General features: G+C 48.8%; 20 protein-coding genes. 18 read left to right on the top strand and 2 right to left on the bottom strand.

Annotated elements, in window-relative coordinates:
- Nucleotides 1-31: 31 nt before the first annotated feature.
- Nucleotides 32-898 (bottom strand): tyrosine-type recombinase/integrase, encoded by an 867-nt coding sequence (locus LA360_RS29480; RefSeq protein ID WP_112481419.1) that lies wholly within the window; start codon nucleotides 896-898, stop codon nucleotides 32-34.
- Nucleotides 899-1,242: 344 nt separating this feature from the next.
- On the opposite strand from LA360_RS29480, the gene LA360_RS29475 reads away from it, so the two are divergent.
- The 15 genes from LA360_RS29475 (at nucleotide 1,243) to LA360_RS29405 (ending at nucleotide 15,102) form a co-directional block, all read left to right on the top strand.
- On the top strand, nucleotides 1,243-1,491 hold the full coding sequence (locus LA360_RS29475) for a hypothetical protein (protein WP_022203039.1): 249 nt from the start codon (nucleotides 1,243-1,245) through the stop codon (nucleotides 1,489-1,491).
- 689 nt (nucleotides 1,492-2,180) lie between these two features.
- Nucleotides 2,181-2,999, top strand: coding sequence for a sporulation transcription factor Spo0A (gene spo0A / locus LA360_RS29470; protein WP_002584719.1), 819 nt, complete (start codon nucleotides 2,181-2,183; stop codon nucleotides 2,997-2,999).
- Nucleotides 3,000-3,096: 97 nt separating this feature from the next.
- The gene (gene glgA / locus LA360_RS29465) at nucleotides 3,097-4,542 is read left to right on the top strand and encodes a glycogen synthase GlgA (protein WP_002584718.1); all 1,446 of its coding nucleotides are present in this window, start codon (nucleotides 3,097-3,099) and stop codon (nucleotides 4,540-4,542) included.
- Between the two features lie 70 nt (nucleotides 4,543-4,612).
- A complete protein-coding gene (locus LA360_RS29460; protein WP_002584717.1) occupies nucleotides 4,613-5,113 on the top strand; it encodes an HD domain-containing protein in 501 nt (166 codons plus the stop codon).
- Between the two features lie 78 nt (nucleotides 5,114-5,191).
- The gene (locus LA360_RS29455) at nucleotides 5,192-5,632 is read left to right on the top strand and encodes a divergent PAP2 family protein (protein WP_002584716.1); all 441 of its coding nucleotides are present in this window, start codon (nucleotides 5,192-5,194) and stop codon (nucleotides 5,630-5,632) included.
- A gap of 44 nt (nucleotides 5,633-5,676) precedes the next feature.
- The gene (locus LA360_RS29450; protein WP_022203040.1) at nucleotides 5,677-6,231 is read left to right on the top strand and encodes a putative ABC transporter permease; all 555 of its coding nucleotides are present in this window, start codon (nucleotides 5,677-5,679) and stop codon (nucleotides 6,229-6,231) included.
- A 110-nt stretch (nucleotides 6,232-6,341) separates the two neighbouring features.
- Nucleotides 6,342-6,956: a Maf family protein gene (locus tag LA360_RS29445; RefSeq protein WP_002584714.1), complete on the top strand. Its 615-nt coding sequence runs from the start codon at nucleotides 6,342-6,344 to the stop codon at nucleotides 6,954-6,956.
- On the top strand, nucleotides 6,949-7,734 hold the full coding sequence (locus LA360_RS29440; protein WP_002584713.1) for an HAD family hydrolase: 786 nt from the start codon (nucleotides 6,949-6,951) through the stop codon (nucleotides 7,732-7,734). Before LA360_RS29445 ends, LA360_RS29440 begins: the two co-directional genes overlap by 8 nt.
- Nucleotides 7,735-7,747: 13 nt before the next feature.
- Nucleotides 7,748-8,752: a peptidyl-prolyl cis-trans isomerase gene (locus LA360_RS29435; RefSeq protein WP_002584712.1), complete on the top strand. Its 1,005-nt coding sequence runs from the start codon at nucleotides 7,748-7,750 to the stop codon at nucleotides 8,750-8,752.
- Nucleotides 8,753-8,987: 235 nt separating this feature from the next.
- Complete coding sequence (locus LA360_RS29430) at nucleotides 8,988-9,374, top strand: GrdX family protein (RefSeq protein ID WP_002584711.1); 387 nt, start codon at nucleotides 8,988-8,990, stop codon at nucleotides 9,372-9,374.
- Between the two features lie 30 nt (nucleotides 9,375-9,404).
- Complete coding sequence (locus LA360_RS29425; protein WP_002584710.1) at nucleotides 9,405-10,085, top strand: TetR/AcrR family transcriptional regulator; 681 nt, start codon at nucleotides 9,405-9,407, stop codon at nucleotides 10,083-10,085.
- A 277-nt stretch (nucleotides 10,086-10,362) separates the two neighbouring features.
- On the top strand, nucleotides 10,363-11,649 hold the full coding sequence (gene grdG, locus LA360_RS29420; RefSeq protein ID WP_002584709.1) for a sarcosine reductase complex component B subunit alpha: 1,287 nt from the start codon (nucleotides 10,363-10,365) through the stop codon (nucleotides 11,647-11,649).
- Nucleotides 11,650-11,672: 23 nt separating this feature from the next.
- On the top strand, nucleotides 11,673-12,983 hold the full coding sequence (gene grdF, locus LA360_RS29415) for a sarcosine reductase complex component B subunit beta (protein ID WP_080633413.1): 1,311 nt from the start codon (nucleotides 11,673-11,675) through the stop codon (nucleotides 12,981-12,983).
- A gap of 105 nt (nucleotides 12,984-13,088) precedes the next feature.
- A complete protein-coding gene (locus tag LA360_RS29410; RefSeq protein ID WP_002584707.1) occupies nucleotides 13,089-14,225 on the top strand; it encodes a YkvI family membrane protein in 1,137 nt (378 codons plus the stop codon).
- Nucleotide 14,226: 1 nt separating this feature from the next.
- Nucleotides 14,227-15,102, top strand: coding sequence for a DNA-binding domain-containing protein (locus LA360_RS29405; protein WP_022203043.1), 876 nt, complete (start codon nucleotides 14,227-14,229; stop codon nucleotides 15,100-15,102).
- Between the two features lie 107 nt (nucleotides 15,103-15,209).
- Here LA360_RS29405 and selD read toward each other — a convergent pair whose 3' ends face one another.
- Nucleotides 15,210-16,250 (bottom strand): selenide, water dikinase SelD, encoded by a 1,041-nt coding sequence (gene selD, locus LA360_RS29400; protein ID WP_080633414.1) that lies wholly within the window; start codon nucleotides 16,248-16,250, stop codon nucleotides 15,210-15,212.
- 171 nt (nucleotides 16,251-16,421) lie between these two features.
- Here selD and trxA point away from each other — a divergent pair, with 171 nt between their 5' ends.
- The 3 genes from trxA to ltrA all read left to right on the top strand — a co-directional run bounded on the left by trxA (nucleotide 16,422) and on the right by ltrA (nucleotide 19,183).
- Nucleotides 16,422-16,739, top strand: coding sequence for a thioredoxin TrxA (gene trxA / locus LA360_RS29395; protein WP_002584704.1), 318 nt, complete (start codon nucleotides 16,422-16,424; stop codon nucleotides 16,737-16,739).
- Between the two features lie 107 nt (nucleotides 16,740-16,846).
- Nucleotides 16,847-17,317, top strand: coding sequence for a glycine/sarcosine/betaine reductase complex selenoprotein A (gene grdA, locus LA360_RS29390; RefSeq protein ID WP_080633517.1), 471 nt, complete (start codon nucleotides 16,847-16,849; stop codon nucleotides 17,315-17,317).
- A gap of 450 nt (nucleotides 17,318-17,767) precedes the next feature.
- Nucleotides 17,768-19,183 carry a group II intron reverse transcriptase/maturase gene (gene ltrA / locus LA360_RS29385; protein ID WP_160116354.1) on the top strand — a complete coding sequence of 472 codons (1,416 nt, stop codon included), beginning with the start codon at nucleotides 17,768-17,770 and terminating at the stop codon, nucleotides 19,181-19,183.
- Nucleotides 19,184-19,195: the final 12 nt, after the last annotated feature.

The raw sequence follows: 19,195 nt of genomic DNA, 5'->3' as shown, positions 1-19,195 counted from the left end.
GGACTGCTCAAATATCTGCCTGATTTTGTAATCACTCATGGTATTCACCTGCCAATCGGTCAAAAGGGCTGACGGCATTGCGGATGGCATTACCGGAAAGATGGACATAAATAGTGGTGGAAGACAAAGATTTATGTCCCATAAGCGCTTTTATGGTAAGCAGGTCGGTTCCGTTTTCATACAGATGGGTACCAAAAGCATGACGAAAGGAATGACAGGTAAGCCTGCGTTCCCATCCGAGCCTGTCCTCATGGGCATGGATGTGTCTTGAAAGGAAGAATGTGTCGATGGGTCTGTCCTCGCCACTTTGCTTTGGAAAAAGAAAGCCTTTTGGTCTGCCGTATTCAAACCAGTAGCGTGTCAGCAGGTCAAGTGCCGCTTTAGAAAGAATGGCATAGCGGTCATTCCTGTTTTTGGAGTGTGTGATGTGAAGCCGCATGTTTTTGCGGTCAACATCCTCGTAACGCAGACGGCATACTTCACCGATACGAAGCCCTGAGGAATACATGAGTGTAACCATAGTCTTCTGCTTTAAATCAGGTATGGAAGAAATAAACTGCCATGTTTCCTGTTTCGAGGGAACATAGGGAAGGTACTCGTCAAACTTACGCATGGGAAGCTGTGTGTCATCCCATGTTTTGTGAAGAACATACATGGTGAAAAAGCGCAGTTGTGAAATGGCACAGTTGATGGTGCGGTCAGAAAGGTCTCTGGATTTCTGTAGCCATTTGATGTAGTCACGAAGTTCATCCCAGGAAACATCTTCTGGCGATTTGTGAAGAACATTTGCGAGGTAATCCAGATACGCCCGGATGTAAGTACAGTAATTTTTAAGGGTATGGTCGGTAAGACCGCGAAGGGAAATCATTTCCCTGAAAGAATTTAAATATTTGTCCATAGTAAAATCTCCTTTGAAATGCAATAAAAACAGTAGTTACATTTCAAAAAGAGGTGGTGGACGAGTAAAAAAATAAGATATATAGTTGTTGAGTTTAGAAATCCATGATAACATAAGCATAGCAGTTCTTAAAGTTATGAAGTTGTTTGGTGTGGTAACTTAACAATACATCATAAATTTAAAAACTGCTATTTTTTATAAAAAAAGTGGTGGTTTTATGTACCTTGGGCTAGCCGTCGCACTAGCGACTTGGTACAATATAGACAAACCGTTTTTTTTTTTTTTTGGGGGGGGGGGTGGTATATAGACAGAAAGCAACACAAAGGATAGGGCAGGTGTAAATTATGATAAGTGAAGTATGCCATCAAAATAATATTTTAAGATTTGCTAAGATAAAAACACGGGTAGATGTGGAGAAGGTGATATATCAGCACAAAGTGGACTATATAGTAGTGCGAATGTCAAGTGAACATGAAAAGCAGGAGAGATTTGCAACTGTTTTCTGGCAGCTTTTAGGGACAATCTGGGGGAATATGGATAAAAACTGTAAAATAGTGGAATATGATTATGAAATACATACAAAAAATCAATGATATATGAAGCGGTATTGGATGTATTTGCGTCGGCTTCTGCGAAGAAGCTGTGGATTGATATTTCATACGCTTCGGCTTGCAGATACCACCTCAAAATCAGTTTCTGCAAATTTCTTACAAAATCCGTTCCCCATCTGTCATATCTTATCAAATTCATAAATATCATCCCTGTTTTTTTTTCGGCCCTTATCTCTGCTCTCACCTCTGTCCCAACCTCCCCACCTCCGTCAACCTACCCTCTCCAACAAATTTCGACAAATCCCGTCTCGCCCCCTCCCGCGGTTTTGCCAAAGTTTTAAATATCAGGAGGAAAAACAGAGATGTTTGCGTTCTATAATCAAGCCTGTGAGAATATAATGGATTAGAACCTCAACGTGCTGAAATTACAAAAAAGGTGTCGAATTAAAGTAAAATATTGTAAAAAAACCAATTATTTGTTACAAAAATGTTAATCGATATAATTAATAATTGCAAAATGACACCAAAAATGATACAATTTAATCTCGATGCGTGTCTAAAATTGCGACCACGAATCGTTGCTATATGGTATGGGGACCATATATAATTAATTTCGCCAGGAGTTATATTGACGAAGGAGATGGATTTGATGTTAAGATGGTCGAATAGCAGCTACCGATTGATTGGCAGGTAGTTCAGCACAGGCAAACAATTTTAGGAGGTAAAAGGAAGTGGAAAAGCTGAATGTTGCGATTGTCGATGACAATCCGCTGATTCTGAATACGCTGGATGAACTGATTAACGCAGAAGACGGATTATCTGTAATTGGAAAGGCAGACAATGGCGCTGATGCCATTAACATGATTGTTGACACCACGCCGGACATTGTACTGCTGGATTTGGTAATGCCGAAAATTGACGGTATATCCGTAGTGGAAAAAGTGAAAAGCGAGCATACTTTCCTGAAAAATCCTGCATTCATTATACTTAGTGCAGTGGGTGGAGAACAGATGACAGAAGATGCCTTTAAGGCGGGAGCTAATTACTATCTGATGAAACCCTTCGACAAGGAAATCCTGGTAAACAAGATTCGTCATATTGGAAAACTGCCCGATAAACAGCCGGCAGGAAAAGTATTAACGGCTCCTTTTGAGCCGGGGGAAGAATCCCATATCACCAGGGAGGAGTACATGAAGGAGCATCTGGAAACAGACATTACAAAGATGCTTCATGAGCTGGGCATACCGGCCCACATTAAAGGATATCAGTATCTGAGAGATGCTATCGCCATGTCGGTGGAAGACCAGGAAATGATGAGCAGCGTGACGAAAATCCTCTATCCGGCCATAGCCAAACGCAACCAGACAACGGCCAGCCGGGTGGAACGTGCCATACGTCATGCCATCGAGGTGGCCTGGGGCAGAGGCAAGATGGAAACCATCGATGAAGTTTTCGGTTATACAATCAGTACCGGAAAGGGTAAGCCTACCAATTCTGAATTCATTGCGCTGATATCGGATAAAATACTCTTGGAATACAAAAAAATTTAAGACAAATTCATCAGAAAGAACTTCCTAATTTCGGAAAAGTAAGGTATACTATTAAGAAAGGCATATGGAACCTGTTCGTCAGGAGAGGGAGGTTTTGATGAAGAAAATATTATTTGCAGCTTCAGAAGCAGTGCCGTTTATTAAAACAGGAGGACTGGCAGACGTAGTGGGCTCCCTGCCAAAATGCTTTGATAAAGAGTATTTTGATGTCAGGGTCATCATTCCCAAGTACCTTTGCATCAAACAGGAGTGGCGTGACAAGATGGAATATGTAAACCACTTCTATATGGATTATCTGGGACAGAGCCGCTATGTGGGCATCCTGCAGTACGTACACGAGGGTATAACCTTTTACTTTATTGATAATGAGAGTTATTTTAACGGGGCAAAGCCATACGGGGATTGGTATTGGGATTTGGAGAAGTTCTGCTTCTTCTGCCGGGCAGCCTTATCAGCTCTGCCTGTGATTGGATTCCGGCCCGATGTGGTGCACTGTCATGACTGGCAGACAGGACTGATTCCTGTTCTTCTCAAGGATAAGTTCCACGAGGGAGAATTTTTCTGCAATATGAAGTCTGTAATCACCATCCACAACCTGAAGTTCCAGGGTGTGTGGGATGTGAAAACCATCAAGCGCTTTACAGAACTGCCGGATTATTATTTCGCGCCGGATAAGCTTGAAGCCTACAAGGACGGAAACCTGTTAAAAGGCGGTATCGTATATGCAGATGCCATCACCACGGTCAGCAACACTTATGCAGAAGAGATTAAGCTGCCATTCTACGGCGAGGGACTGGACGGCCTTATGCGTTCCAGGGCCGGAAGCCTCAGGGGAATTGTAAACGGCATTGACTACGATGAGTTTAATCCGGAGACAGATACGTATATTGCCCAGACCTATAATGCTAAGAATTTCCGCAAGGAAAAGGTAAAGGACAAGAAGGCGCTTCAGCAGGAGTTAGGCCTTCCGGTGGATGAGAAGACGTTTATGGTCGGCATCGTCTCCCGTCTTACGGACCAGAAGGGCTTTGACCTGATTCAGTGCGTCATGGATGAGCTGTGCAACGATGATTTGCAGCTGGTGGTACTGGGAACAGGTGAGGAGCGCTATGAGAACATGTTCCGCCACTATGACTGGAAGTATCATGACCGGGTATCGGCCCAGATCTACTACTCAGAGGCCATGTCCCATAAGATTTACGCAGCAAGCGACGCATTCCTTATGCCTTCCCTGTTTGAGCCATGCGGCTTGAGCCAGCTGATGGCTCTGCGTTACGGCACGGTTCCCATTGTCAGGGAGACAGGCGGTCTTAAGGATACAGTGGAGCCTTATAATGAATACGAGAGCACGGGCACAGGATTCTCCTTTGCCAATTACAATGCTCATGAGATGCTGGGAAGCGTGCGCTATGCCAAGTATGTCTACAGCAGCAAACGCCGGGAGTGGAATAAGATTATCGACAGGGCTATGGCCAAGGATTATTCCTGGTGGACCTCTGCCGCCAAGTACCAGGAACTTTATGACTGGCTGATTGGATATTGACAACAGACCTGTAATGTCGGATAATATGCTGATGAATTAAGAAAGGTGTGATGCCCATATGGAGCCGTCAGTGGTTTCAGAGATAACAGAAGACGAGGAATACATGGAGTGCGTAAGAGACATACTGTGCCATCCTGTATTCCAGTCCATGGACCAGTACATACAGCACGGGACTACCACATGCAAGACCCACTGTATGCAGGTTTCATACCTTGGATATAAGCTGTGCAAACAGCTGGGAGGAAACTGGAGAAGCGCTGCTCGGGCAGGGCTTCTCCATGATTTGTTTTTATACGATTGGCATACCCATGCTAAGGAGACGGGCCAGTATTTTCATGGATTTACCCACCCGAAAGCAGCCCTGGCGAATGCAGACCGGTATTTCCGGCTGACCGGGGAGGAACGGATGATAATCCTGAGGCATATGTGGCCCCTGACCCTTGTCCCTCCCGCATCCAAGGCAGGATATGCAGTTACTTGCGCGGATAAATATTGCAGTACAGTGGAAGCCACGGCCCGGTTTAAGCACTGGATTCGGATGTGCCTGTTTGCGCAGCCGGCCAGACGGTAATCATACGTTTTGCTAAAACCGTCCCGGAGCCCGTTTGAAAGGGGAAAGAATAATCCGATTATGAATGTATGGACACAGATGCTTGGCAATCAGCTTCTTATGAGTGCCGTTACAGGATGGGTGGTTGCCCAGTTCTTAAAGACACTGATTGACTTTGCTTTGAATAAGAATTTTAACGCGGAGCGCCTGGTGGGGTCAGGCGGCATGCCCAGTTCCCACTCTGCCACGGTCTGCGGCCTGACCACAGCGGCCCTGCTTAAATACGGGGCCGGCTCCTTTGAATTTGCCGTGTCCTTCGTGCTCTCCATGATTGTCATGTATGATGCCATCGGAGTGAGGCGTGAGACCGGAAAACAGGCCAAGCTGCTGAATTCCATCCTTTCAGAGAATCCCCTTAAGCTCAATGCGGAAGTGCTTCAGGAGAAGCTTAAGGAGTACGTGGGACACACGCCTTTGCAGGTTCTGGCAGGGGCTATATTGGGAATCGGGCTGGCTCTGGCCCTGAATTCCTGCTATTAACACGGCGGGGGGTATCATGTTAGACAGGAAGGACAGAAGATACCATGAATGTTTATGATTTCATCAACTGGTTTTTTATGTATAGTTTTCTTGGTTACCTGCTGGAATGTATTGTGCTGAGTGCAGAATATAAGCGGCCTGTAGTGGACCGTGGCTTTGGCCATGGCCCCTTTTGCGTCATATATGGGTTCGGCGCCCTGGGCGCCTGCATGCTGCTGCGGCCCGTTTCGGGCAGCCCCATGGAGCTCTACACGGCGTCCATGGCCATGGCTACTACCATGGAACTGGTCACAGCCAATATTATGGTCCGGCTGTTCGGTTCCTTCTGGTGGGACTACAGCCGCAAACCCTTTAATTACAAAGGAATGATCTGTCTGGAAAGCAGCCTCGGGTGGGGACTTTTGGGTCTGTTTTTCTTTTATTTTCTGGATATAAGGGTTCGTGCTGCCGTGTTCAGCCTGCCCGGCCATGTAGGGCCCGTTTTGGCGGTAGGACTTACCATGTTCTATCTGGTGGATTTCATCCGCTGTTTTCGCCTGCGCCTGGGCGGTATGGAAGATGAAGATGCGCCGGCAGTGGGCCGGCTGAAGATATATTAATTGGATGAAAGGCTGCTGCAGGTGGCTGTTACCATTGGTCTACATGCAGCAGTCTTTTCGTCGTTTTGAGCCGCCCCTGTTTTACGGCGGGTTGAATAAAGGAGAAAGACATGGATATGAGACATACTTGGGGAGGATATCAGGTCGTGCTGGCCTCGGCATCCCCCAGACGGAAGGAACTGCTGGCACAGATTGGCCTGGAGCCTGAAATCAGGCCCAGCCGGATGGAGGAGGAAACCAGGGAGAAGAAGCCGGATATGGTGGTCATGGAGCTGTCCAGACAGAAGGCGGAGGACGTTGCGTCGGGATGTCCCGTGGGCACCATGGTGATCGGGGCTGATACAGTGGTTTCCGTGGGAAATGAGATACTGGGAAAGCCGGGAACTCCCATGAGGGCTTATGAGATGCTGGAGAAGATTCAGGGCAGGACCCATCAGGTATACACCGGTGTGACGGTGTTGCTGTGCCAGGGGAAGGACAGGTGCCATGGGATTACATTTGCGGAGCGCACGGATGTCCATGTATACCCTATGACCTGTGGGGAAATGAAGGAGTATGCCCAGTGCGGTGAGCCCCTGGATAAGGCGGGGGCCTACGGAATTCAGGGCAGGTTTGCCGCCTATATAAAAGGAATTGACGGGGACTACGCCAACGTGGTGGGACTGCCCGTGGGACGTCTCTATCAGGAGATAAAAAGACTTTTGGAGGACAGGGAAGATGATTAAGCTGATTGTATCGGATGTGGATGGAACCCTTGTACCGGACGGATCCCCGGATTTGGATCCGGAGGTATTTGACATTATTCTCAGGCTTCGTGAAAAGGGAATGCAGTTTGTGGTTGCCAGCGGACGCCCCTGGGCCAGTGTGGAAAGCGCGTTTGAGCCGGTAAAGAAGAAGATATTCTATGTTGCCAACAATGGGGCGTACGTGGGCTGCCACGGCAGATGCCTGTATGCCTACACCATGGACCGCCAGCTGGCCCACCGTATCATCCGGAAGGTACGTATGCATCCGGAGCTGGAGATGGTTTATGCCGGTGTGAACGGGGATTATCTGGATTCTAAGAACGATGCCCTGTACGACTGGCTGACCAATGGCTATAAGTTTAATGTTATCCGGGTAAGGGACGTGCTGGAGCTGGAGGAGCCATGTGTGAAGATTTCCATTTATAAGAAGGAGGGAATCGAGGCAGCCACCAGGGACATATATGAGGAGTTTAGGGACCAGGCCAAGATGGCCTGCGCCGGTGACATGTGGATGGACTGTATGGCCAGGGATGTGAACAAGGGCAGGGCCGTGCGCACCATACAGGAGAGCCTGGGCATTAAGGTGGAGGAGACCATGGCCTTCGGGGACCAGCTCAACGATATAGAGATGCTGAACCAGGCCTATTACAGCTTTGCGGTTGCCAATGCCAGGGAAGAGGTCCGCAGGGCAGCCAGATTCCAGGCGGACAGCAATGTGCGGGGCGGAGTCCTCAAGATACTGAAAGGGCTGCTGTGAGAGGAGCGTGACAGTGGACAGAAGCAGGATATACAAGGGACGGGGGAAGAGATGGAAAAGGACCTTGACACTGTGCCTGGCAGCGGTCCTGGCACTGACTGTTTTTACCGGGTGTTCCAGGAAGACAGCTGCAGCAACCGGCTCCAGAACCGTGGATAAGGAGTACACCAGGGGGCAGATGATGGTTATTGCCATCACAGAGCGCAACCGGTACCAGAACATATATACCAGCGAACTGTGGTCTGTGAAGGCGGACGAGAGCGGCAATACATTTGAGGATAAGCTGATGGGCCAGGTGGAGCAGTTCCTGATTGAGCTGGCAACCACCAATCTGATGGCGGATGAACAGGGAATTGAACTTACAAGCCAGGAAAGGGATGCCCTTAAGTCCCTTGCCCAGGAATATTACAGAAATTTATCGGAGCAGGATCGCAGGTTTATGGATGTATCCCAGGACGAGGTGTATGACCTGTACTGCGAATACTACCGCGCGGATAAGCTGGTGGCGGAGCTGACAAAAAACGAGAACCTGGAGGTCAGTGACGCGGAGGCAAAGGTAATAGGCATCCAGCAGATTGAACTGGATTCCAGGGAGGAAGCAGAGAACGTGCTGGCCCTTACCCAGGCAGAAAAAGCGGATTTTGGAGCCATTGCCGCAAAATATTCAAAGAACAGCCGGACAGACAGGACACTGGAATGGCAGAAGGACATGGATGGCCTTGACAGTGCTGCATTTGAGCTGGAGCAGGACCAGGTCAGCGGGATACTGGAGCAGGGCGGAAGATATTATATCCAGAAGTGTGTCAATGCCTATGACCAGGAGGCCACGGCTGCCAGAAAGAGCAGGCTGGCCCAGGAGAAGAAGACAAAGGCGTTCCTGGGAATCTATGAGCCCTACGTAAAGGAACACACGGTGAAGCTTAAGAAGCTGCCCGGTGACGTGGTGGAGTTCTCCGGCGGTGAGGGCTGCACGGCGGACAACTTTTTCCAGCTGTATCACGGATATTTCAGCAAATAGTGTTCACGGAACTACCCATATGAATATTTCTTTTGACTCAGGGTGCTGCAACAGCAATTGAAGGATTTCGATGGCTTTGCAGCACTTTTTACGGGATTTGCATTTTTACAGATATAATTTAGGAAAGCATGGGTTTATGGTGTACGGGATAAATTGACGGAATATGTAATTTGATGTAATATATTAAAGAGATGTTAAGGAAGACAGCAAATAATAATAACCAGGAGGGGATACAATGTTTGATTTAGGTAAATGTATTCTGGTCACCAATAATGACCGGGCAGCAGAAAAATGGGGAGACAAGGTAGACCAGGTTGTTCCGGTGGAGACCTACGAGGAGGTACTGTTAAAGACCAGGGATTTGATTCATACAAACCACAAGCTTCTGACCCACCCCCAGGCCTCCAGTTTAAAGCCCAATCAGACGCCCTACAGGACCATCCTTTTATACAGTGAAACCGGAAAGAGTGACGCGGGGGATATCCGTCTGATTGAGGAAGCCATAGAGGCGTTCAATAAGTGGACCGCCATTAAGAAGGTGCCTAAGTATGATGAGAAGATTGCCTACGATTACAAGACCATTGATTTGTCAATGATAGAGAATGTAATCCCTAAATTATAGGGATAATAAGGAACCGAATGTGAGGAAGTCATGAAAAAGAATGTGGGAACATCCTACTTTAAAGATTTGAGCAGGAAGGATTATGTGGTTCAGGCCAGCAGAATTATAAAGAAGGAGGGAGTGGAGGCCATCAGCATCCGGCGTATTGCGGCAGAGCTGGGATGTTCATCCGCCAGTATGTACCGGTATTTTCAGAACCTGGATGAGCTTTTGTTTTATGCCCAGCTGGATGCGCTCAACGAGTATATCCTGGATTTGTCAAAATGTGAGAAGGATTGGAATGATATCTGGGACGTGCATTTCGGCATATGGCGTTCCTATGCAAAGGAAGCATTTAAAAAGCCCCAGGCTTTTGAGGCTGTATTCTACCGGAACATCAACCGGGACCTGGGAGAGGCCCTTAAGGAATACTATGAGATGTTTCCGGATGCCATCATACAGGTTAGCCCCTTCATCAAGGAGATGCTTGAGATACCCAGCTATTACCAGAGGGATTATTATATATGCAGGCTTCTGGTGGCTGAGGGCAAAATTTCAGAGGAAAATGCAAAAAAGCTGAATCATATCATATGCACCCTGTTTCTGGGATATTTTAAGTTTGTCCAGGAGCACGGCGTCAGTCAGGAAGAGATTCCGGAGCTGGTAAACCAGTTCATTCAGGAGAGCAAGGAAATCACACAGTGCTATGCCTATGATTTCACACCCAAGTAGTGAATATACACAAAAAACATGACAAATTTATAACAAATTGACGAAAAAAACTATTCCTACAGAAAATAACAATAGGCGTCAAGAGTTCCATTGATTATCGCGATAACTTATGTTATATTATAGACATAAGTTATCGCGATTACTATTTTTAAATATCATTTTTGCACAATCCCCAAATTTTGTAACCGAAAGAGTACTGCTGTGGCTGCCAGGTTAGATATATGGAAATATCATGGACAATCAGGCAGTAAAATATAAAGAAGTGGAGGTATTTCATATGAAGCTTGAATTGGGAAAAATCTTTATCAAAGATATCCGATTCGATGACAAGACTCACGTGAAAGACGGAGTGCTCTATGTCAACAAAGAGGAAGTTGAAAAGCTTGTGCTGGAAGACGATAAGCTGACCGGCTGCCACGTTGACATTGCAAAGCCAGGTGAGTCCGTTAGGATTACACCGGTTAAGGACGTGATTGAGCCAAGGGTTAAGGTCAGCGGCGGAGAGATTTTCCCAGGCGTGATCGGAAAGGTAAGCCCGCAGGTGGGAACCGGAAGAACACACGCACTGGAAGGCTGCTGTGTGGTGACTGTTGGTAAAATCGTAGGATTCCAGGAGGGCGTTATCGACATGAGCGGCCCTGCTGCGGATTACTGCCCATTCTCACAGACCTATAACCTCTGCGTTGTAGTGGAGCCGGCCGACGGCCTGGAGACTCATGTATATGAGAAGGCTGCCCGTATGGCAGGCTTAAAAGTAGCTGCTTATGTAGGCGAGGCAGCAAGAGAGCTGGAGCCTGATGAAATCATTACTTATGAGACAAAGCCCATTTTCGAGCAGGCTGCCATGTATCCGGACCTTCCAAAGGTAGGCTACATTCACATGCTGCAGTCACAGGGCCTTCTGCATGATACATATTATTACGGCGTGGATGCAAAGCAGTTCATCCCCACCTTTATGTATCCAACGGAAATCATGGACGGCGCTATTGTTTCCGGTAACTGTGTTGCCCCGTGTGACAAGGTTACCACTTACCATCATTTCCACAATCCGGTTATTGAGGACTGCTATAAGCACCATGGCAAGGATATCAACTTCATGGGTGTTATCCTGACCAATGAGAACGTATTCCTGGCAGACAAAGAGCGTCATTCCGACATGGTTGCCAAGCTGTGCAACTGGATGGGATTAGACGGTGTGCTGATTACCGAGGAGGGATACGGCAATCCTGATACCGACCTGATGATGAACTGCCGCAAGGTAGAGCGCGCAGGAACCAAGGTGGTTCTGATAACCGACGAGTTCCCGGGCAAGGACGGAAAGTCCCAGTCCCTGGCAGACGTTTGCGAGGAAGCCGACGCACTGGCATCCTGTGGACAGGGTAATGCCACACTCCAGTTCCCGGCCATGGATAAGGTCATCGGAACACAGGACTTCATCGAGATGCAGATTGGCGGCTGGGACGGCTGTAAGAACCCGGACGGCAGCTTTGAGGCAGAGCTTCAGATTATCATCGCCTCCACCATTGCCAATGGTTTCAACAAGCTGGCAGCTAGAGGCTATTAATCGAAAATAAAGGAGATGGAAAGATGGCTAAATATAAAATAGTACATTATATTAACCAGTTCTTTGCCGGAATCGGCGGTGAAGAAAAAGCCGATTATACCCCTGAGCTTCGGGAAGGGGTCGTAGGACCAGGTAAGGGACTTAAGGCTGCACTGGGAGAGGATTATGAAATCGTATCAACCGTTATCTGCGGTGACAACTATTTCGGAGAGAATCTGGACGCTGCAACCGATACCATCATTGAGATGGTAAAGAAATGTGAGCCTGATGTATTCGTGGCAGGCCCCGCATTCAATGCTGGACGTTACGGCGTTGCCTGCGGTACCATCTGTAAGGCAGTGGAAGAGCGTCTGGGCATCCCGGTTATCACCGGTATGTATATCGAGAATCCAGGCGTGGATATGTTCCGCAAGGACCTTATCATTGTGGAAACACCTAACTCCGCAGCAGGTATGCCAAAGGTACTTCCTGTTATGTCAGCCCTCATTAAGAAGATGGCGGCAGGCGCTAAAATCCTTGGACCGAAGGAAGAAGGATACATCGAGAGAGGAATCCGCGTGAACTACTTCGCTGAGAAGAGAGGTTCTGAGCGTGCCCTTGAGATGCTGGTTAAGAAGTTAAAGGGCGAGGAATACGGCACAGACCTTCCTATGCCTAAGTTTGACAGAGTTGCGCCCGCTGAGCCTGTTAAGGATATTAAGCACGCAAAAATTGCAGTGGTTACCTCCGGCGGTATCGTGCCAACCGGCAACCCTGACCATATCGAGTCCTCCAACGCCACCAAGTGGGGCAAATACGACATCACCGGCATGGACCGTCTGTCGCCGGATGAGTTTACCACCATCCACGGCGGATATGACCGTCAGTTTGCCATGGCCAACCCCAACGTGGTAGTTCCGTTGGACGCATTAAGAGAACTGGAAAAAGCAGGCGAGTTCGGCGAGCTTGTGAACTACTTCTGCACTACTACCGGTACCGGAACAGCGACTGCTTCTGCAGCCAAGTTCGGCAGCGAGATTGGACAGATGTTTATTGATGAGCATGTGGATGCTGTTATCCTCGTCTCTACATGAGGTACCTGTACTCGTTGCGGTGCAACGATGGTTAAGGGTATCGAGAAGTACGGCATTCCGGTAGTTCACATGGCTACTGTAGTTCCGATTTCACTGACAATAGGCGCTAACCGTATTATTCCCGGTATAGGCATTCCTTATCCTCTGGGCGATCCGCCACAGGGCGAGAAGGACAGCTATAAGCTACGCTTATCCATGGTCAGAAGAGCTCTCAAAGCACTTCAGACACCAGTTGATGGCCAGACTGTGTTTGAGAAATAATCACAGAAATGACAAATCCGGCGCAGCAGGCAGCCTGCCCGCTGCGCCGGCATAAATCAGGACAGCGTTGCGGCGCTGTATCAGACCATGGATAGGAGAAGGCGTATGGATAGTGATAAGAAAGTTAACTGGGGACGGGTAGTTATACTTGCCGGAGCAATCATCGCGTTTACCATTGGTTCCGGGTTTGCAACAGGGCAGGAGATTGTCCAGTACTACACTGCATATGGCGTGCAGGGAATTTTTACGGTATTACTGTTTGCGGTCTGCTTCATCTACTACAATTACAATTTTGCCAAGGCCGGAGCGGAAGAGCACTTTGAAAAAGGAAATGACGTATACAAGTTTTACTGCGGTAAATACGTCGGGACCTTCATGGATTATTATTCTACTGTATTCTGTTACATGTCATTTTTCGTTATGGTTGGAGGTGCTGCCTCTACACTGAACCAGCAGTACGGTCTTCCTTCCTGGGCAGGCGGCGTGCTTCTGACAGCACTGGCAATCTTTACCGTGGTAGGGGGACTTAACTCACTGGTTGACAAGATCGGTGTGGTTGGCCCGGCTATCGTTGTACTCTGTATCGGTATCGGCGTGGTAACCCTGTTCAGGGATGCGGGGAATGTGGGCGCCGGACTGGAAATCATCCGTACAGGTGCCTTTGCCGAGGCAGGCGGAGAAACCATCAAGAACGCGGGACCTAACTGGGTGATATCAGCCCTGTCTTATGCGGGATTCGTACTTCTGTGGTTCGCCAGCTTTACAGCGGCATTGGGAGCTAATAATAAAAAGAAAGACGTGGAATACGGCATTTATGGAGGCACTATTGCCGTATGTGTTGCCATCATCCTTATCATGCTGGCACAGGTTGCCAATATCAATACAGCAGGATTAAGCAATTCCGGCATCTTTGTATGGAATGCTGATATCCCCAACCTGATTTTGGCAGAGCGCATCTGGAAACCATTTGCATCCTTCTTTGCGGTAGTGGTGTTTGCCGGTATTTATACAACAGCGGTGCCTTTATTGTATAACCCATGCGCCAGGTTCGCAAAAGAGGGAACCGGCCAGTTTAAGATGCTGACAGTTGCTCTTGGAGTGGTTGGACTGATTGTAGGACTCTTCCTTCCTTTCAGGGTCCTGGTCAACATCATCTACGTGCTCAACGGATATGTGGGCGCAGTACTGATACTGTTCATGTTGTGGAAAAATATTAAGGATGTATTTTTAAAGAAGAAATAGGATGAGAATCTATATTGTGGACTGCGACAGGAATTCGCGGACAGAACTGAAAACAATGATTGAGGACGGCGGTATGGGAACTGTTGCCGGCATTGCGTCCAGGTGGGAGGAAGCCTATCTGGAGCTCCAGGAGATGTGCCCGGATATGATTCTGGCAGACCTTACCCTTTCCGCATCCAAAACCATTGCATACATACAGAAAATCAGGGAGATACTGCCCCAGACATCGGTTGTTATCCTTTCGCATTTCAATGATATGGATATTATCAGGATGGCTTATGAAAAAGGCGCAGAGCTTTTGATACATAAACCGTACAATGAGATAGAAGTGAGAAACGTACTGCACAATATGGAGATGGCCAGGGCCATGCAGTGGCTGATTGGCAAGGCCAGGAACGATTTTTCCGCGGGAGCATTTTCCTGGGAAGCAAATGTGCAGGGACGAAAGATGCGGCCTGAGGAACAGGAAACGGATTATAACCAGTCCATACGGCGTTTAAAAGGCATCTTACAGGAAATCGGAATACTCAGTGAGGCGGGAAGCAAGGACATCATACGAATTGTCCGCTATCTGATTGAAGAGGACCTGGACATAAGAGACATTACGGTACGTGAGCTGTGCAGCAGGATGGGACAGAATTCCAAGAGCGTGGAACAGCGCATACGGCGCGCGGCCTCTGTGGGTATGGCGAATCTGGCATACAGAGGAATGGATGATTATGCAGATCCCGTGTTTAATGAATATGGAGCCAGGCTTTACAGTCTGGAACAGATCAAAAGGGAAATGAGCTATATCAGAGGGAAGAGCGACGGACACGGCAACGTGAGGGTCAGAAAATTCCTCAGCGGCCTTCTGGTCTGCTGTAAGGATATTTAAAAATGTATCAGATGTGGCAAGTATAGCAGAGTGGAAGGGGGCAGGCTGTCCGCTCCCGGTTTGTAAAGCTGGGATGAGAGGTCTGCCTCCTTCTTGTGAAGTTTTTGTCAAATCACCATGACCGGATGGGAAGACGGGCCTTCCACATGGCCTATGACAGCCGGGGTCTGGCATGCTTTCTGAAGCGCTTCCATGATACGTCCCGCTTCCTGGGATGCCACACTGTACAGGAGGCCGCCGGAAGTCTGGGGGTCGAAGAGAAGGTCGTGTACATGGGACGGAAGGTCCTTTGGCAGAGCCACCTTGTCCTTCAGGTGCTTCATATTCTGGTAAGCCACCGCGGGCACAAGACCCATGGACGCGTAGTTGTCCGCGCCCGGGAGCAGTGGGACTCGGCTGCTGTCTATGATTACGGTAAGTCCGGATTCCCCGCACATCTCGTAGCTGTGGCCCAGCAGTGAGAAGCCGGTCACATCGGTGCAGGCATGGACCCCGTCCAGGCTGCGTACCGCATCGGCTGCATATTTATTCAGCGCAGCCATACAGTCAACCATGGCTTTATGCTCTGCGTCAGATAAAAGACCGCCTCTGTCCGCGTTGGTCAGAACGCCGGTGCCCAGGGGTTTGGTGAGAATCAGAACATCGCCCTTTTGGATGGAGTTATTGCGCAGGATACGGTCCGGATGGACCACGCCGGAAACGCACAGGCCGTATTTGGGAATGTCGTCCTTGATGGTATGGCCTCCCACTACTATGGCTTCGGCCTCAGCTGCTTTGTCATAGCCGCCCCGGAGGATGGCCTGTACCGTATCAAAGGGAAGGTGCTCCGGGAACATGAGGATGTTCATGCACAGTCTGGCTTCCCCGCCCATGGCCCATACGTCGGACAGGGAGTTGGCGGCAGCAATCTGACCGTACTCATAGGCATCGTCCACGGCTGGGGGGAAGATATCCACGGTCTGTATCAGGGCAAGTTCAGGGGTAAGCTGATAGACGGCCGCATCGTCGGAGGTGTCATATCCAACCAGAAGCCGGTCGTCGTGAAAGGTTGGTAAACCGCGCAGAACCTGCGCGAGGGTATCAGGCCCTATCTTGGACGCTCAGCCGCCGCAGGAACCTGTCAGTTCAGTCAGTTTTATATCGCTCATCGGTGATACTCCTTATCATTGGATGAAAGTTTTTTAGCTACTAACTTAATATATTATCTGTTTTCCATGTTTTGTCAAGGACAAACGCAGGTAAAAGCCCGGCTTTTTGGAAATGGATAAAAAGAAACTATTTAACCATAAGTTATCACGATTACATTTAGGAGGTAAAAAATGATTGATTTGACCAAGGAAAATTTCGAGGAAGAGGTTTTAAAGGCCCGGGGCTATGTGCTGGTGGACTTCTACGGGGACGGCTGTGTTCCCTGTGCGGCTCTGATGCCGCATATCCACAAGTTCGAGGAGGTGTACGGAACAACTGTAAAATTCTGTTCCCTGAACACCACCAAGGCCAGACGGCTTGCCATTGCCCAGAAGGTGCTGGGACTGCCTGTGATTGCTATTTACAAGGATGGGGAAATGATTGATTCCAGGGTAAAGGATGACGCCACCCCGGAGAGCTGCGAGGAAATGATTAAGAAATATGCCTGATGCCCGGGCATGGCCGGAGGGCCGGTACAAATGATGCATAACCGCAGACGCGGCTGATGTATAAAAACAGCGCATATAAGCGCGATAAAGAAAAGGAGGAGCAATGTATGGCTATACTGAAAGACAAGTATGCTATCATCATTGGTGACCGCGACGGTGTACCCGGACCAGCCATCGAAGAGTGTGCCAAGACAGCAGGCGCAAAGATAGCCTACTCTTCAACAGAGTGCTTTGTCTGAACGTCCGCAGGTGCCATGGATCTGGAAAACCAGAAGAGGGTTTTAAACATAAGTGAGGAGCACGGCCCGGAGAACATAGTAGTTCTTCTGGGAGCTGCTGAAGCAGAGGCCGCAGGCCTTGCGGCAGAAACCGTTACGGCCGGCGATCCAACTTATGCAGGTCCTTTGGCAGGAGTCCAGTTGGGACTAAGTGTATATCATATCTGCGAGGATGAAGTGAAAGCTGAGACAGACCCAGCTGTTTATGAGGAACAGGTGGGAATGATGGAGATGGTCATGGATGTTCCGGCCATCCACGAGGAGATGGAAGGTATCCGTAAGGAGTACTGCAGGTACTAGATTTGGAAAGAGCTGACAGTCTGTGAGGGCTGCCAGCTCTTTTTTGGGTGCGCCCGGCGGGCGCACGTTCTAACGGGTGAAAGTCCCTGACCCGCCCGGCAGTGGGAAGGGTGCAGCCAATGGCAAGGGCGTCATCGTGAGGTGGGGTCTGAAGGAAGCCGGAGGCAAACCACTGGCCTGTAAAAGTTGTCCGGATAGGCTGTGAAGCGTGGATGAGGTTGCCTAACAAACTAAAGTCCAATAACTGCACGGAACGCCAGCAGTAAACGGGGCAGGTATAAGTGGGAAAGAACGTGTGAGTACCCGGGGAGGTCTCACGGACGTGAAAGTGGCGATAAAACATTCGCTGTCACGGAGTAAAGCTTGCCGTGAGAAGTCAGCAGAGGTCATAGTACCGGGCGGTCGCAAACGCACCGGGAAGGACTGAACAGTAGGAGGTGTCGTTACCAAATGGAAACCGGACATGGAATTAAGTACAGACAACTTCATATTGAGGACTACCTGCGAGAGATACCTGCGGAACAGGGAAGGGAAACAGGAGAGTACGCCCATGAAAGGATTACCGGGAACCCCGACACCAACACGGACTTTCGGACGGACAACCTGCTAGATACGATTCTTAGAAGCGACAATCTAAATGCCGCCTATAAGAAGGTCAAAACGAACAAAGGCGTTGGTGGGATTGACGGAATGCAGGTGGATGAACTTCTACCCTACCTGAGAGAACACCAGTCCGAATTGGTCGAGCAGGTGAGGGAAGGCAAATACAAGCCAAACCCAGTCCGAAGGGTAGAAATACCCAAAGAGGAGAAAGGAAAAACAAGGAAACTGGGGATACCCACAGTGGTAGACAGGGTAATCCAACAGGCAATCGCACAGGAACTGACGCCCTTATATGAAGAACAGTTCTCTGACAACAGCATCGGATTCCGTCCCGGCAGAGGGGCGCATGACGCACTGGAAAGATGTAGGAAATATATCAACGAAGGATATGTCTACGTGGTCAGCATGGATTTACAATCCTACTTTGACACGGTGAACCACAGCAAGCTGATAGAGGTGCTGTCGAGGACGGTGAAGGACGGGAGGGTAATCTCGCTGATACACAAGTACCTGAAAGCCGGAGTAATGGAGGACGGAGGATTTCACGCAACGACCGAGGGCGTGCCGCAGGGAGGCCCGCTAAGTCCCTTATGTGGAAATGTCATGCTGAATGAGTTGGACAAGGAACTGGAGCGCAGGGGACACAAGTATGTGAGGTATGCGGATGACTGCCTGATTCTGTGCAAAAGCAGGAAAAGCGCAGAGAGGACAATGGAAAACATTGTGCCATTCATCACAGGAAAACTGTTTCTGAAAGTCAATCTTCAGAAAACGACAGTGAGCCACGTCAGCAAGATAAAATACCTGGGCTACGGCTTTTACCGGCATAAAGGGAAATGCCGCATGAGGATACACCCGAAGTCGGTGGCAAAAATGAAGAACCGGATACGGGAGCTGACAACCAGAGGGAACAAATGGAGCAATCAGGAGAGGGAAGAAAAACTCCGAAGCTATGCAAGGGGATGGATTAACTATTATCGATATGCAGACATGAAAAGCCTGATGGAACAGACGGATGAGTGGCTGCGCCACAGAATCCGAGCGGTGTACTGGAAACAATGGAAGAAGGTACGCACAAGATATAAAATGTTGCGGGCGTTACATTTACCAGAGTGGAAGGTGCATGAGATGGCGAACTGCCGAAAGGGAGTGTGGAGAGCGGCGGGAATGCTCAACTCGGCACTCACCAAAAGAATCATAGTGGACAGACTTGGTTATCCCGATATGACTGCCCACTATCTGAAAGTCCGAGTAAACTATTGAACCGCGTAGTAC

Origin of the sequence: Enterocloster clostridioformis, from assembly GCF_020297485.1 — a bacterium.
GTDB lineage: Bacteria > Bacillota > Clostridia > Lachnospirales > Lachnospiraceae > Enterocloster > Enterocloster clostridioformis.
The sequence above is the reverse complement of the archived record's forward strand: the minus strand, read 5'-3'. Positions and strand labels throughout refer to the sequence as shown.

What these genes read in the sequence shown, in the direction of transcription:
- LA360_RS29480 (WP_112481419.1), bottom strand. Translation starts at nt 898, where the DNA reads ATGGACAAATATTTAAATTCTTTCAGGGAAATGATTTCCCTTCGCGGT.
- LA360_RS29475 (WP_022203039.1), top strand. Translation starts at nt 1,243, where the DNA reads ATGATAAGTGAAGTATGCCATCAAAATAATATTTTAAGATTTGCTAAG.
- glgA (WP_002584718.1), top strand. Translation starts at nt 3,097, where the DNA reads ATGAAGAAAATATTATTTGCAGCTTCAGAAGCAGTGCCGTTTATTAAA.
- LA360_RS29455 (WP_002584716.1), top strand. Translation starts at nt 5,192, where the DNA reads ATGCTTGGCAATCAGCTTCTTATGAGTGCCGTTACAGGATGGGTGGTT.
- LA360_RS29450 (WP_022203040.1), top strand. Translation starts at nt 5,677, where the DNA reads ATGAATGTTTATGATTTCATCAACTGGTTTTTTATGTATAGTTTTCTT.
- LA360_RS29445 (WP_002584714.1), top strand. Translation starts at nt 6,342, where the DNA reads ATGGATATGAGACATACTTGGGGAGGATATCAGGTCGTGCTGGCCTCG.
- LA360_RS29440 (WP_002584713.1), top strand. Translation starts at nt 6,949, where the DNA reads ATGATTAAGCTGATTGTATCGGATGTGGATGGAACCCTTGTACCGGAC.
- LA360_RS29430 (WP_002584711.1), top strand. Translation starts at nt 8,988, where the DNA reads ATGTTTGATTTAGGTAAATGTATTCTGGTCACCAATAATGACCGGGCA.
- LA360_RS29425 (WP_002584710.1), top strand. Translation starts at nt 9,405, where the DNA reads ATGAAAAAGAATGTGGGAACATCCTACTTTAAAGATTTGAGCAGGAAG.
- grdG (WP_002584709.1), top strand. Translation starts at nt 10,363, where the DNA reads ATGAAGCTTGAATTGGGAAAAATCTTTATCAAAGATATCCGATTCGAT.
- LA360_RS29410 (WP_002584707.1), top strand. Translation starts at nt 13,089, where the DNA reads ATGGATAGTGATAAGAAAGTTAACTGGGGACGGGTAGTTATACTTGCC.
- LA360_RS29405 (WP_022203043.1), top strand. Translation starts at nt 14,227, where the DNA reads ATGAGAATCTATATTGTGGACTGCGACAGGAATTCGCGGACAGAACTG.
- trxA (WP_002584704.1), top strand. Translation starts at nt 16,422, where the DNA reads ATGATTGATTTGACCAAGGAAAATTTCGAGGAAGAGGTTTTAAAGGCC.
- ltrA (WP_160116354.1), top strand. Translation starts at nt 17,768, where the DNA reads ATGGAAACCGGACATGGAATTAAGTACAGACAACTTCATATTGAGGAC.